Here is a 14,116-nt window from a genome sequence, read left to right as displayed (position 1 = left end):
GATGTGGGAAGGCTCAGACAGCTAGGATGTTGGCTTAGAAGCAGCCATCATTTAAAGAAAGCGTAATAGCTCACTAGTCGAGTCGGCCTGCGCGGAAGATGTAACGGGGCTCAAACCAGGCACCGAAGCCGCGGATTTGCACTTAGTGCAAGTGGTAGGGGAGCGTTCTGTAAGTCTGCGAAGGTGTATCGAGAGGTATGCTGGAGATATCAGAAGTGCGAATGCTGACGTAAGTAACGATAAAGGGGGTGAAAAGCCTCCTCGCCGGAAGACCAAGGGTTCCTGTCCAACGTTAATCGGGGCAGGGTGAGTCGACCCCTAAGGTGAGGCCGAAAGGCGTAATCGATGGGAAGCAGGTTAATATTCCTGCACGACTTGTAATTGCGATGGGGGGACGGAGAAGGCTAGGTGGGCCAGGCGACGGTTGTCCTGGTGAAAGTGCGTAGGCGGTACCTTTAGGTAAATCCGGAGGTGCAACGCTGAGACACGAGACGAACGCACTACGGTGCGGAAGCCATTGATGCCCTGCTTCCAGGAAAAGCCTCTAAGCTTCAGATTACAAGTCATCGTACCCCAAACCGACACAGGTGGTCGGGTAGAGAATACCAAGGCGCTTGAGAGAACTCGGGTGAAGGAACTAGGCAAAATAGTACCGTAACTTCGGGAGAAGGTACGCTCTTGTTGGTGAAGTCCCTTGCGGATGGAGCTGACGGGAGTCGCAGTGACCAGATGGCTGGGACTGTTTATCAAAAACACAGCACTCTGCAAACACGAAAGTGGACGTATAGGGTGTGACACCTGCCCGGTGCCGGAAGGTTAATTGATGGGGTTAGCGCAAGCGAAGCTCTTGATCGAAGCCCCGGTAAACGGCGGCCGTAACTATAACGGTCCTAAGGTAGCGAAATTCCTTGTCGGGTAAGTTCCGACCTGCACGAATGGTGTAACCATGGCCATGCTGTCTCCACCCGAGACTCAGTGAAATCGAATTCGCCGTGAAGATGCGGTGTACCCGCGGCTAGACGGAAAGACCCCGTGAACCTTTACTACAGCTTGGCACTGAACATTGAACCTACATGTGTAGGATAGGTGGGAGGCTTTGAAGGCGTGACGCCAGTTGCGCTGGAGCCGTCCTTGAAATACCACCCTTGTATGTTTGATGTTCTAACGCAGGCCCATGAATCTGGGCCGCGGACAGTGCCTGGTGGGTAGTTTGACTGGGGCGGTCTCCTCCCAAAGAGTAACGGAGGAGCACGAAGGTTGGCTAATCCTGGTCGGACATCAGGAGGTTAGTGCAATGGCATAAGCCAGCTTAACTGCGAGACGGACAGGTCGAGCAGGTACGAAAGTAGGTCATAGTGATCCGGTGGTTCTGAATGGAAGGGCCATCGCTCAACGGATAAAAGGTACTCCGGGGATAACAGGCTGATACCGCCCAAGAGTTCATATCGACGGCGGTGTTTGGCACCTCGATGTCGGCTCATCACATCCTGGGGCTGAAGTCGGTCCCAAGGGTATGGCTGTTCGCCATTTAAAGTGGTACGCGAGCTGGGTTCAGAACGTCGTGAGACAGTTCGGTCCCTATCTGCCGTGGGCGTTGGATGATTGAAGGGAGTTGCTCCTAGTACGAGAGGACCGGAGTGAACGAACCTCTGGTGTTCGGGTTGTCACGCCAGTGGCACTGCCCGGTAGCTAAGTTCGGAATCGATAACCGCTGAAAGCATCTAAGCGGGAAGCGAGCCCTGAGATGAGTCATCCCTGACCCCTTGAGGGTCCTAAAGGGCCGTTGGAGACCACAACGTTGATAGGTGGGGTGTGTAAGCGCGGCGACGTGTTGAGCTAACCCATACTAATTACCCGTGAGGCTTAACCATACAACACCCAAGAAGTGTTCTAAGGCTTGTAGCAAATACGAACGAATTACTTACGTCAGCTTTCTCAGATTGAAGATTTTGCCTGGCGGCAATAGCGCCGTGGAACCACCTGATCCCATGCCGAACTCAGAAGTGAAACGCGGTAGCGCCGATGGTAGTGTGGCATTCGCCATGCGAGAGTAGGACACTGCCAGGCACCCAATTTTAGATTACGCGGATAGCGTGGTCTTTACCGGTTAGTGTGCTGATATGGCTCAGTCGGTAGAGCGCATCCTTGGTAAGGATGAGGTCCCCAGTTCGATTCTGGGTATCAGCACCATTAAAGAAAAAGCCTCCCTGAAAAGGGAGGCTTTTTTGCATCTGTCACTTTCTTAAAAATTCCCTCATATTCCTTAACTTGAATGCTTTCCTCTGTTTGTGGCCCACCCTGTTTTATGCTGATTTGAGTCCCAAGGTGTTACTCATTTGACTGCTATTGATGGTTTTATCCAGATATTTAACCATGATTGATTGACGTAAAACGTTTTACATGTAAAATCCGGCGCGTTTTGCCTATTACGTGGAGAAAGAGCATGGCGCAGGATAACGAATACTGTTTGGGGGCGGTTCCCGCCAAAGGGCGCAAAGGTGTGCTGTCGCTGATGCTGGTGATGCTCGGCCTGACCTTCTTCTCTGCCAGCATGTGGACCGGTGGTGCGCTGGGCACCGGCTTGGTGTTCAATGATTTCATCAAGGCGGTACTGCTCGGCAACTTGCTGCTGGGTATCTACACCGCCTGCCTCGGCTATATTGGTGCTTCAACCGGTCTCTCTACCCATCTGCTGGCGCGTTACTCGTTTGGGGTGAAAGGTTCCTGGCTGCCATCCCTGTTGCTGGGCGGCACTCAGGTCGGCTGGTTTGGCGTCGGTGTCGCCATGTTTGCGCTGCCGGTGCAGAAGGCGACCGGCATCGATGTGAACTGGCTCATCGCCATTTCGGGCATTCTGATGACGGTAACCGTCTACTTCGGGATCTCCGCTCTGATGGTGTTGAGCTTTGTGGCGGTACCGGCCATTGCGCTGCTCGGTGGTTACTCGGTCTGGCTGGCAGTGACCTCGACCGGAGGCATGGCTGCGCTGCAGCAGGTACAACCAAGCAATCCCATCGAGTTCACCACGGCATTGACCATGGTGGTCGGTTCCTTTATCAGCGCAGGAACCCTGACCGCCGACTTTGTTCGATTTGGTCGCAAACCCTGGGGCGCCGTCATGATTACCATGGTGGCGTTTTTTTTGGGCAACACTCTGATGTTCGTCTTCGGTGCAGCCGGCGCGGCTGTGACAGGGCAGGCCGATATCTCGGAGGTGATGCTGATGCAGGGGCTGCTGCTCCCCGCCATTCTGGTGCTGGGCCTCAATATCTGGACCACCAACGACAACGCCCTCTACGCCTCCGGCCTCGGTTTTGCCAACATTACCGGTCTCAAGAGCAAGCCGCTCAGCGTGATCAACGGCCTCGTCGGTACCGCCTGTGCCCTATGGCTCTACAACAACTTTGTCGGCTGGCTGGCCTTTTTGAGTACGGCAATCCCGCCGATTGGTGGCATTATCATCATGGATTTCCTGCTCAATCGTGAGCGTTACCGTCAGTTTGCCGATCAGCAGTTCGAGACGGTGCGCTGGCAGGCGCTGGTCGCCACGGCAGTCGGGGTGGCTGTCGGTAAATGGCTGCCGGGTATAGTGCCACTCAACGCGGTATTGGGCGCCGCCTTCACCTATTTCATTCTGGTTCGCCTCACCCAGCGGCCGGTTCTGGTACAGGAAGCTAGCAAATGCTGATTCAACATATTCGTTTGGCAGATCGGGAAGGGTTGTGGCAGATCCGCTGTCAGGATGGGGTCATCACCGCCATCGAACCCCATGACGAGCATGCCGTCGCCGGTCGGGTGCTGGACGGGGAGGGCGGTCTGGCGATCGCCCCCTTTATCGAACCCCATATTCACCTCGATACCACCCAGACGGCCGGCGAGCCTAGCTGGAACCTCTCCGGCACCCTGTTCGAGGGGATCGAGCGTTGGGCCGAGCGCAAGGCGCTGCTGACCCATGAGGATGTGAAACAGCGTGCCATCCAGACGTTGAAGTGGCAGATCGCCAACGGCATCCAGTTTGTGCGTACTCACGTCGATGTCTCCGATCCCAATCTGGTCGCGCTCAAGGCGATGCTGGAAGTGCGGGAAGAGATGAAGGAGTGGGTGGAGCTGCAGATCGTCGCCTTCCCGCAGGAGGGGATCCTCTCCTACCCGAATGGCAAGGCTCTGTTGGAGGAGGCGCTCAAGCTGGGGGCCGATGTGATCGGTGCTATTCCCCATTTCGAGTTTACCCGGGAATATGGGGTCGAAAGTCTGCACTACATCTTCGATCTTGCTGAGAAGTATCAGGTTCTGGTCGATGTGCACTGTGACGAAATCGATGACGAGCAGTCCCGTTTCATCGAGACACTGGCAACTCTGGCCTACGAGCGGGGTATCGGCCATAGAGTCACCGCCAGCCACACTACCGCCATGCACTCCTACAACGGCGCTTATGCTTCCCGCCTGTTCCGTCTGCTCAAGATGGCAGGCATCAACTTTGTGGCCAATCCGCTGGTGAACATTCACCTGCAGGGGCGGTTCGATACCTATCCCAAACGCCGCGGCATTACCCGGGTGAAGGAGATGCTGGAGGCGAACATCAACGTCTGCTTCGGTCACGATGACGTGTTCGATCCCTGGTATCCCATGGGCACCGCCAACATGTTGCAGGTGCTGCACATGGGGCTGCATGTCTGCCAGATCATGGGTTACGAGCAGATCAACGATGGGCTGAAGCTGATCAGCAGTCACAGCGCCCGCACCCTGAATGTGCAGGATCGCTATGGTATCGAGGTGGGCAAACCGGCCAACCTGTTGGTCTTGCCCGCCGAGAGCGGCTTCGATGCGGTGCGCCGTCAGGTGCCGGTGCGTTACTCGATCCGCCACGGCAAGGTGATTGCCCAGACCCGACCAGCCCAGACCGAGATCGTGTTAGGTCAGCCTGAGCCCATCGATTTTCGCCGCTGAGTTTTCAATCAGGCCGGATGGCGATTAGTTCCCTCGCTGGGCACAAGGGCCGCCATTGCGACATAATGGCGGCCTTGAGGGAGTGATGCCATGCAAGCCTGGTTCTATGTCGCGATTGGGGGCGCTTCGGCGTCTTGACCAGCTTCTCCTCCTTTTTCCTCGATACCAGTGGTGCTGGCCCGACACGGTGTCGATCTGAAGGCGCAGCTCAATATCGGTCTCAATCTGTGCCTTTGTCTGGCCATGGTCATGCTCGGCATGCAGATGGTTGCGAGCCGGGTTTAAGGTGTCCGCACGCCATTGGCTCTGGTAAACTGGCGGCCATTCTTTGTTCTATGGGTGTTTAAGGGATGTCAGAACAAGCTACGACAACGCATTTCGGCTTTAAAACCGTGGCCGCGACCGAGAAAGAGACTCTGGTGGCAGGCGTCTTCCATTCGGTGGCAGCCAAGTATGATCTGATGAACGATCTGATGTCGTTCGGCATCCACCGCCTGTGGAAGCGCTTCACTATCGACTGCTCCGGCGTGCGCAAGGGCCAGAAGGTGCTGGATCTGGCCGGTGGTACCGGCGATCTGACCGCCAAGTTCTCCCGCATCGTTGGCGACACCGGTCAGGTGGTGCTAGCGGATATCAACGATTCCATGCTCAAGGTTGGCCGCGACAAGCTGCGCAATCTGGGGGTGGCCAACAACGTCTCCTACGTCCAGGCCAACGCCGAGGCGCTCCCGTTCCCGGATAACCACTTCGACATCATCACCATCGGCTTCGGCCTGCGCAACGTCACCGACAAGGACAAGGCACTCGCCTCCATGTTCCGGGTGCTCAAGCCGGGTGGCCGCCTGCTGGTGCTGGAGTTCTCCAAGCCGGTCAGCGAAGTGATCGCCAAGCTGTACGATCTCTACTCCTTCAAACTGCTGCCGAAAATGGGCGAAATCGTCGCGAATGACGGCGAAAGCTACCAGTATCTGGCTGAATCTATTCGCATGCACCCGGATCAGCAGACCCTGGCCGGCATGATGGAGAATGTCGGTTTCGAACAGGTTGAGTACTTCAACCTGACTCAGGGTGTGGTCGCCCTGCACCGCGGTTACAAGTTTTAAGGTTGCCTATGCCGATGGATGCCATGGTCACCGCCGTGATCGAAACCAGCCTCAACCAGTTGCTGGGGCTGGACAAAGAGAGCCCGGAGCGGCTGCGCAAGCTGGCAGGCAAGGTACTCAAGCTGGAGCTGCGTGAGCTCAAGCCACTCTGGTTTGTCTTCTCCGAGCGCCGACTGGATGTGCTGGCCAGCTATGAAGGTGAGGCGGATGCAGTGCTGAGCCTCTCCCTGACCGCTCTCGGTCTGCTCAAGGAGCCCTCCGCCCTGACCCGCTATATCCGTGAGGAGAAGCTGGATCTGAGCGGTGACCCCCAGCTGGTGCAGGCGTTCAGCGTGCTGCTGGGCGAGCTGGATATCGACTGGGAAGAGGAACTGTCCCGCTATACCGGCGATGTCGTGGCCCACACCCTGTTCAGTGGTGCCCGTCAGGCGCGTCGTCTGGTCGGCCGTGAACTGTGCCGCAGCCAGCGTCAGCTGGCGGAATATCTGACCGAAGAGATCCGCCTCGCCCCCGGCCCGCTGGAAGTGGCGAGTTTCAACGATGATGTCGAGGTGCTGGCCCAGCAGCTCAAGGCCGTTGAACTGCGGCTGGCTCGACTCGAACAGCAGGTGGCCTGATGACCCCGAAAGAGTTCAAACGCCTCTATCGCATCATCACCATCCTGCTGGAGCGGGGCATCGACGAGTTGGTGCCCGCTCGCTATCAACCCTGGCCGGGTCGTCTGGCTCGTCGCTCCCTGTTCTGGCTCAATAACAAGCAACCTGATCTCAGCCGTGGCGCTCGCATCCGCCTTGCCTTTGAGGCGCTCGGTCCCATCTTCATCAAATTTGGCCAGATGCTCTCGACCCGGCGTGACTTGCTGCCGCCGGACATTGCCGAGGAGCTGGCCCTGCTGCAGGACAGGGTGCCCCCCTTCTGCGGTCAGGCGGCGCGTCAGCAGATTGAGCGCAGTCTGGGTTGTCCTATCGAGACCCTGTTCGATGACTTCGACGAGACGCCGTTGGCGTCCGCCTCCATCGCCCAGGTGCATACCGCCCGGCTGAAGGAGAGTGGCCGCGAGATCGTCATCAAGGTGATCCGTCCCGACATCGAGCCGGTCATCGACGCCGATCTGCGCCTGATGCGGGCGCTGGCCCGTCTGGTGGCGCGCTTTGTGCCCCAGAGTGCGCGACTGCGCCCCATCGAGGTGGTGGAGGAGTATCGCAAGACCATCCTCGACGAGCTCAACCTGATGCGCGAAGCGGCCAACGCCATCCAGCTGCGGCGCAACTTCACCGGCTCCGAGGCGCTCTATGTGCCTGAAATCATCACCGATCTCTGCCGCGAGCAGGTGCTGGTGATGGAGCGCATCTACGGCATACCGGTCTCCGATATCGCTGCGCTGGAAGCCAACGGCACCAACATGAAGCTGCTGGCCGAGCGTGGGGTGGAGGTCTTCTTCACCCAGGTGTTCCGCGACAGCTTCTTCCACGCCGATATGCATCCGGGCAACATCTTCGTCTCCTATGAACACCCGGAGAACCCGCTCTGGATCGGTATCGACTGCGGCATCGTCGGTACCCTCAACCGGGAAGACAAGCGCTATCTGGCGGAGAACTTCCTCGCCTTCTTCAACCGTGACTATCGCCGGGTGGCGGAGCTGCACGTGGAGTCGGGCTGGGTGCCGGCTGATACCAAGGTGGACGAGTTCGAATTCGCTATCCGCACCGTGCTGGAGCCCATCTTCGAGAAGCCGCTCTCCGAGATCTCATTCGGTCACGTGCTGCTCAACCTGTTCAACACCGCGCGCCGCTTCCATATGGCGGTACAGCCGCAGCTGGTGCTGCTGCAGAAGACCCTGCTCTATGTCGAGGGACTGGGCCGTCAGCTCTATCCCCAGCTGGATTTGTGGCAGACCGCCAAGCCGTTCCTCGAAAACTGGATGCACGAGCAGGTGGGGCCCAAGTCGGTATTGAATGCCATCAAGGAGAAGGCGCCATTCTGGGCGGAGAAGCTGCCGGAACTGCCCGAGCTGGTCTACGAGACCCTGCGTCAGACTCGCCATCAGCAGCACCACTTCGACCAGATGTTTGCCGAGTTTCGGCGCCACAGTCGTCGCCAGGGGCAGGCACGATACCTCTTAGGGGTGGGAGCCAGCCTGCTATTGGCGGGTGTATTCTTGCTGACCCAAAAACAACACATCGAGTGGGGACAAATCAGCCTCACCGGTGCCGGGATCTGCTGGCTGCTTGGCTGGCTGCGAACCCGTTCCCATTAAACAAAAACCGCGCCATCAGGCGCCTGCTCTGGAGAGAAAGTCATGGGTGGTATCAGTATTTGGCAATTGTTGATCATCGCAGTCATCGTCGTACTGCTGTTCGGTACCAAGAAACTGCGCGGGATCGGCGGCGATCTGGGTGCGGCGGTCAAGGGGTTCAAAAAGGCGCTGGCCGATGAACCAAACGATACCAAGCAGCAGAACGATGCCGAGTTTCCGCCGAAGCAGCTGAACGAAACGGCTAACCAGAACGCCGAGACCGCCAAGCAGAAAGACAAAGATCAGGCCTAAGCCATGTTCGATATCGGTTTTTGGGAGCTGGTGGTTATCGCCGTTGTAGCGTTGGTGGTGCTGGGGCCGGAACGGCTGCCCAGCGCTATCCGCACGACGACGCACTGGATCCGCCTCATCCGCTCCACCGCCAACTCGGTCAAGGCCGAGCTGGAGCAGGAGCTCAAGCTGCAAGAGCTGCACAACGACTTGAAGAAGGCCGAACAGCTGCAGATGAACAACCTGAGCCCCGAGCTGCAGGAGTCCATCGAACAGCTCAAGGCGGCGGCCCAGTCGGTCAACCGCCCCTATCAGGTCGAGAACGAGATCCGCCCCCCCGTCGCAGAACCTGTGGCGCCCGTCGAGCCAGTGGCTCAGGTTGCCCAGGTGAATGACGAGGTGCCGCCGGTCAACAGCCCGCAGGAGCATGAAGTCGTGAACGAGCCGGTCAGCAAAGGGGAGGTCAAGCCATGAGTCAGGCAGAACAACCCCTGATCAGCCATCTGGTGGAGCTGAGAACCCGCCTGTTGCGGTCGGTGACGGCCATCCTGCTGGTCTTTCTGGCACTGATCTACTTCTCCAACAACATCTACGACTTCGTGGCGCAGCCGCTGCTGAGCCAGCTGCCGGCAGGTACCAGCATGATAGCGACGGATGTGGCGACCCCCTTCCTGACGCCGATCAAGCTGACGCTGGTGGTCTCCTTTTTTGTTGCGATCCCCTATCTGCTCTATCAGGCCTGGGCCTTTATCGCCCCCGGACTGTACCAGCATGAGCGGCGCCTGATCATGCCGCTGGTGGTCTCCAGTGCATTGCTGTTCTACGCGGGGATGGCGTTTGCCTACTACGTGGTGTTCCCGCTGGTATTCGGCTTCTTCACCAGTACCGCCCCCGCCGGGGTGACGGTGGCGACCGACATCGCCAGCTATCTGGATTTCGTACTGACCCTGTTCTTCGCGTTCGGGGTGGCGTTCGAAATTCCGGTGGCCACCATCCTGCTCTGCTGGACCGGGGTAACCAGTCCCAAGAGCCTGCGGGAGAAGCGTCCCTACGTTATCGTCGGGGTATTTGTGGTCGGCATGTTGCTGACGCCGCCCGATGTATTCTCCCAGACGCTGCTCGCGATCCCCATGTGGGGCTTGTGGGAGCTGGGTCTCTTCTTCGCCCGTTTCTATGTGAAAGAAGAGAGCGAAGAGAAGCAGGAGCAGACTGAAGAGGGGAGCTAAGGCTCCCTTCCTCTTTTCATGCTCCCGTTCGAGGCGTATGGTAAGGCCCCATTCGGTAGATGGTTTTCAAATACCTGATATGTATTCCTTTTGTCTGGAACTCCTCATCTCATGATTGATATCGGTTTAAACCTGACCAGCAGCCAGTTTGCCGGCGAGCAGGCTGAGCTGGTGGCCCGCGCCCGTGCCGCCGGAGTGGAAGCGCTGATCCTGACCGGTACCGATCTGGCTGGCAGCCGCGAGAGCGCCGGGTTGGCCGCCCGCTGGCCGGGCTACTGCTTCTCCACCGCCGGGGTCCATCCCCACGATGCCAAGAGTGTCGATGAGGCGACCCTGCCCGCCCTGCGCGAGCTGGCGGCCTTGCCGCAGGTGGTGGCCATTGGCGAGTGCGGCCTCGACTACAACCGCGATTTCTCCCCCCGTCCGGTGCAGGATGCGGTATTCGACGCCCAGCTGGCGCTGGCCGCCGAGCTCGGGATGCCGGTGTTTCTCCACTGCCGCGATGCCCACGCCCGTTTCATCGAGATCTTGCGTCCCTGGTTGCCGAAACTACCGGGAGCCGTGCTGCACTGCTTCACCGGCTCCGACGAGGAGCTGGACGAGTGTCTGGCGCTGGGGCTGCATATCGGGGTGACCGGCTGGCTCTGCGACGAACGCCGCGGCCAACTGCTGCGCGAGCAGGTGGCTCGCATTCCGGCTGGCCGCCTGATGATCGAGACCGATGCCCCCTATCTGGTGCCGCGCGATCTGAAACCGCGCCCGAAACGCAACGAACCCGCTTTTTTGCCGCACATCGCCCAGGTGGTGGCGGCCTGTCGTGGTGAAGCGCCCGAGGCCTTGCTGGCCCACACCCGGGCCACCTCCGCCGCGTTCTTCCAACTTCCTCTCCAGGAGTGATTCATGGCTACAACTCTTCCGGGCGCCTTTCCGGGCCGCCGCCTGCGCCGTCTGCGCAAACATGATTTCAGCCGTCGTCTGGTGCGCGAGAACGTACTGACCGTCAACGATCTCATCTATCCGGTGTTCGTGCTGGAGGGGGAGAACCGTCGGGAAGCCGTTCCCTCCATGCCGGGGGTGGAACGTCTCTCCATCGATCTGCTGCTGATCGAGGCTGCCGAGCTGGTGGAGCTGGGGGTGCCTGCCATTGCCCTGTTCCCGGTGACCCCGCTGGAGAGCAAGAGCCTGATGGCGGAAGAGGCCTACAACCCGAACGGACTGGCCCAGCGCACCGTGCGTGCCCTCAAGGCCCGCTTCCCGGAGCTGGGGGTAATCACCGATGTGGCGCTCGATCCGTTCACCACCCACGGTCAGGATGGCATCATCGATGACGAAGGCTATGTGCTGAACGACATCACCACCGAGATCCTGATCAAGCAGGCGCTCTCCCATGCCGAGGCCGGGGTCGATATCGTGGCGCCGTCCGACATGATGGATGGCCGCATCGGCGCCATCCGTGCCGCGCTGGAAGAGAACGGCTTCATCAACACCCAGATCATGGCCTACTCCGCCAAGTACGCCTCCTGCTACTACGGCCCGTTCCGCGATGCGGTCGGTTCTGCCGGCAACCTCGGCAAGAGCAACAAGGCCACCTACCAGATGGATCCGGCCAACAGCAACGAAGCCCTGCACGAAGTGGCGCTGGATATTCAGGAAGGGGCCGACAGCGTGATGGTCAAGCCGGGCATGCCCTATCTGGACGTGATCCGTCAGGTGAAGGATCAGTTCGGCGTGCCGACCTTTGCCTATCAGGTGAGTGGTGAGTACGCCATGCACATGGCGGCGATCCAGAACGGCTGGCTGAAAGAGAAGGAGTGCATCATGGAGTCCCTGCTCTGCTTCAAGCGGGCCGGGGCCGACGGCATCCTTACCTACTTCGCCAAGCGCGTGGCGCAATGGCTGAAGGAAGATGCCCGTTAAGCTGATGTGTCCGAGCGTGTAACGGATAGAAAAGAGGGGAGCCGATGGCTCCCCTCTTTCGTTACTGATAGCTGATTACAGCTTTATCCAGGCATCGCTCCAGGCAGTGCCGGTCGCGGTTGATGCATAGTGGCTGAGGGAGCCATCGGCTCCCTTTTTTATGACCGGCTAATTACAGCTTGATCCAGGCATCGCTCCAGGCACTGCCGGTACCCGGTGCATAGTGGCTGGTCGAGCCGCCACACCAGCCGCTGTAGGGCCAGGGTTTGCACTCGTAGTCGCCACCTGCATTGCTGACCCGATCACCGGCCTGATAGCTGGTGTTGGGGGCGTAGGCCGGGTAGTCACCCTCACCACCGCCGCTGCTCTGCTCGGTCAGTGCAACCGGGAAGCGCTGTACCACCGGCTGTTGGCCATCTGCCAGACCGTTGATCACCACTTCATAGCTACCATCGGTCACATTGCTGCCCTGTAAAACCAGCGCGCTGGTGCCGTTCACCAGACTGGTTGTGTTGCCATAGCTGCGGCCGTTCTGCTCCAGCGTGGCAGAGATCTGTACCGGGTTGGCGGTGGTGACATTGAAGCGGATGGAGACCTGACCGTTAACTATGGTGTAGTCGGAACCCATGGCGCCGACAGTGAAGTCGCTGCTGCCGATCACCGGCGGCTTCTCGCCACCATCGCAGTCACTGTCACCCTGCAGACGCCAGACTCCCCACTCGCCGGTTGTGCCCGGCTCATCGTTCTGGGTCCACCACTCGGCGCGCCAGCTCTTGCCGTTATGGCTGACGATGTCGCCGCTGACGTAGGTCTTTTTGGCATCCCAGCTGTTCTGACAGATGGCGCCCTGCTCCCTGACGGTCACGTTGCGCTGTTGGGTCACCTGCTGGTTGGCACTGTCGCTCACCTGATAGGTGAGGGTGTAGCGGCCGACCTTGCTGCTGTCGACCTTGCCGCTGACCTGAATGTTGGCGGTCAGATCGCCATCCTCGTCGTCGTGGGCGCTGACGCCGGCCATCGGATCAAACGGGGTGCCGAGTTCGATAGTGGTGTCCGCAATACCGGTAAAGACCGGCTTCATGCTGTAGACCTCGACGGTGCGTACCTGCTCGGTGGTCTGGTTGTCGCTGTCACTCACCTTGTAGGTGAGGGGATAGAGGCCGATGCGCTGGGTATCAACGCTCCCTTCCACCTGGATCTGACCGGTCAGATCGCCATCTTCCTTGTCACTGGCGCTGACACCGGCCAGCGGGTCAAAGCGGGTGCCGTGCTTGACGCGGGCATCGCTCAGGCCGCTGAACACCGGCTTGCCGTTCTCGTCCGGCGGGGTGATGTTCTGGTCGTGGATGAAGGGGCCGTAGCTCTTGATGAAGGCTTCGTTGTAGGCTTGACCGGCCGCGTTGCGACCCATGTCCCAGTTGATGGACCAGGTCATCACGCCGCGCAGGGGCTGACCCTGGCTCTTCAGCTTGTTGAAAGCATCGAACAGATCCTGCGGATTCTTGACGTAACCGGTGGCGGCCGCATCGATATTGGTCGGGATACCGAATACCAGCTTGTCGTGGGGGATCTTGTAGTAGCCGCGGGTGCCGTTGATCAGCGAGTCAGCCATGTAGTAGATGAACTCTTCTTTCAGGGCATCGTTGTTCTGGGCAATCCAGCCAATGCCATCGATCCAGATACCGTCGCCACCCTGGTTGTAGAACTGGGGGTTGATCCAGTCGTAGTAGCCTTCCAGCGCCCGCAGATAGGGGGTATAGAGACCGCTGGCTGTCAGGTAGGGGAACTCGGGCGCCATGGTGATGAGGAAGTTTTTCCCCTGGGCGCGATAGTGATCCTTGACCAGCCGCAGGGCGGCCGGGATCACGGTCTGGTTGTTGGCGGCAGTGATGGCGGACTGTTCCAGATCGATGTCCAGACCGTCGAAGCCATAGGTCTCCACCAGACGGATGATCTCGTCGGCGAAGGCCTGCTCCTGACCGGTACGCAGCTCGATATGCGCATCGGCACCGCCCAGCGCCAGCAGCACGGAGCGGCCCTGGCGGTTGAGCTCTGCGATCTGCTCGATAAATTGGCTCTCGCTCATGCCGGTAGCCGGGTCGAGCTTGAAGGTCGGGATCGAGCTGCCGCTATATACCTTCATGAAAGAGACATCGACCACGTTGTATTGCGGGTTGACCTGATCGAGCTTGACGCAGGGAGCGGTACCGCCCTGATAGCCAGCGCCGCCACACCAGTTGTGCCAGTAACCCACGACGACACCGGATTGGGGATTGACCATGGCCTGACCGGCCGAGGCGGCCTGCGCCATGGGGGCGCCCATGCCGAGCAGACAGCCCAGCAGGGATAACTTCAATTTGTTCATCTTGATATCTCCATACAGTACAAACGGAGCG

General features: G+C 59.2%; 11 protein-coding genes, 1 tRNA gene and 2 rRNA genes (1 of these 14 running past the window's edge). 13 read left to right on the top strand and 1 reads right to left on the bottom strand.

Annotated elements, in window-relative coordinates; genetic code table 11:
* The 13 genes from I6L40_RS02230 to hemB all read left to right on the top strand — a co-directional run.
* Positions 1-1,871: ribosomal RNA gene (locus tag I6L40_RS02230) — 23S ribosomal RNA — on the top strand (it extends 1,018 nt beyond the left edge of the window).
* 81 nt (positions 1,872-1,952) lie between these two features.
* Positions 1,953-2,067 (top strand): 5S ribosomal RNA (gene rrf, locus I6L40_RS02225).
* 47 nt (positions 2,068-2,114) lie between these two features.
* A tRNA-Thr gene (locus tag I6L40_RS02220) sits at positions 2,115-2,190 on the top strand.
* A 253-nt stretch (positions 2,191-2,443) separates the two neighbouring features.
* Positions 2,444-3,688 (top strand): cytosine permease, encoded by a 1,245-nt coding sequence (gene codB / locus I6L40_RS02215; protein WP_216994925.1) that lies wholly within the window; start codon positions 2,444-2,446, stop codon positions 3,686-3,688.
* A complete protein-coding gene (locus I6L40_RS02210; RefSeq protein WP_071914760.1) occupies positions 3,682-4,947 on the top strand; it encodes a cytosine deaminase in 1,266 nt (421 codons plus the stop codon). The genes codB and I6L40_RS02210 overlap by 7 nt, the downstream gene beginning before the upstream one ends.
* Before the next feature lie 350 nt (positions 4,948-5,297).
* Positions 5,298-6,050 (top strand): bifunctional demethylmenaquinone methyltransferase/2-methoxy-6-polyprenyl-1,4-benzoquinol methylase UbiE, encoded by a 753-nt coding sequence (ubiE, locus tag I6L40_RS02200; RefSeq protein ID WP_042032728.1) that lies wholly within the window; start codon positions 5,298-5,300, stop codon positions 6,048-6,050.
* 8 nt (positions 6,051-6,058) lie between these two features.
* Complete coding sequence (locus I6L40_RS02195; protein WP_042032730.1) at positions 6,059-6,667, top strand: SCP2 domain-containing protein; 609 nt, start codon at positions 6,059-6,061, stop codon at positions 6,665-6,667.
* Positions 6,667-8,307, top strand: a complete 1,641-nt coding sequence (gene ubiB, locus I6L40_RS02190; RefSeq protein ID WP_216994924.1) for a ubiquinone biosynthesis regulatory protein kinase UbiB — start codon at positions 6,667-6,669, stop codon at positions 8,305-8,307. Before I6L40_RS02195 ends, ubiB begins: the two co-directional genes overlap by 1 nt.
* 42 nt (positions 8,308-8,349) lie before the next feature.
* Positions 8,350-8,598 (top strand): Sec-independent protein translocase subunit TatA, encoded by a 249-nt coding sequence (tatA, locus tag I6L40_RS02185; protein ID WP_041210572.1) that lies wholly within the window; start codon positions 8,350-8,352, stop codon positions 8,596-8,598.
* Positions 8,599-8,601: 3 nt separating this feature from the next.
* Entirely contained in the window at positions 8,602-9,051 is a 450-nt protein-coding gene (gene tatB, locus I6L40_RS02180; protein WP_071914753.1) for a Sec-independent protein translocase protein TatB, read from the top strand.
* Positions 9,048-9,803 (top strand): twin-arginine translocase subunit TatC, encoded by a 756-nt coding sequence (tatC, locus tag I6L40_RS02175; protein ID WP_033112884.1) that lies wholly within the window; start codon positions 9,048-9,050, stop codon positions 9,801-9,803. The genes tatB and tatC overlap by 4 nt, the downstream gene beginning before the upstream one ends.
* Before the next feature lie 111 nt (positions 9,804-9,914).
* Positions 9,915-10,700, top strand: a complete 786-nt coding sequence (locus I6L40_RS02170; protein ID WP_071914751.1) for a TatD family hydrolase — start codon at positions 9,915-9,917, stop codon at positions 10,698-10,700.
* Between the two features lie 3 nt (positions 10,701-10,703).
* Positions 10,704-11,720 (top strand): porphobilinogen synthase, encoded by a 1,017-nt coding sequence (hemB, locus tag I6L40_RS02165; protein WP_005355877.1) that lies wholly within the window; start codon positions 10,704-10,706, stop codon positions 11,718-11,720.
* 172 nt (positions 11,721-11,892) lie between these two features.
* Here the strand turns inward: hemB and I6L40_RS21105 are convergent, their stop codons facing one another.
* On the bottom strand, positions 11,893-14,085 hold the full coding sequence (locus tag I6L40_RS21105; protein ID WP_071914749.1) for an immunoglobulin-like domain-containing protein: 2,193 nt from the start codon (positions 14,083-14,085) through the stop codon (positions 11,893-11,895).
* Positions 14,086-14,116 lie beyond the last annotated feature (31 nt).

Origin of the sequence: Aeromonas sp. FDAARGOS 1410 (assembly GCF_019048745.1) — a bacterium.
GTDB classification, from domain to species: Bacteria; Pseudomonadota; Gammaproteobacteria; order Enterobacterales; family Aeromonadaceae; genus Aeromonas; species Aeromonas jandaei.
The sequence above is the reverse complement of the archived record's forward strand: the minus strand, read 5'-3'. Positions and strand labels throughout refer to the sequence as shown.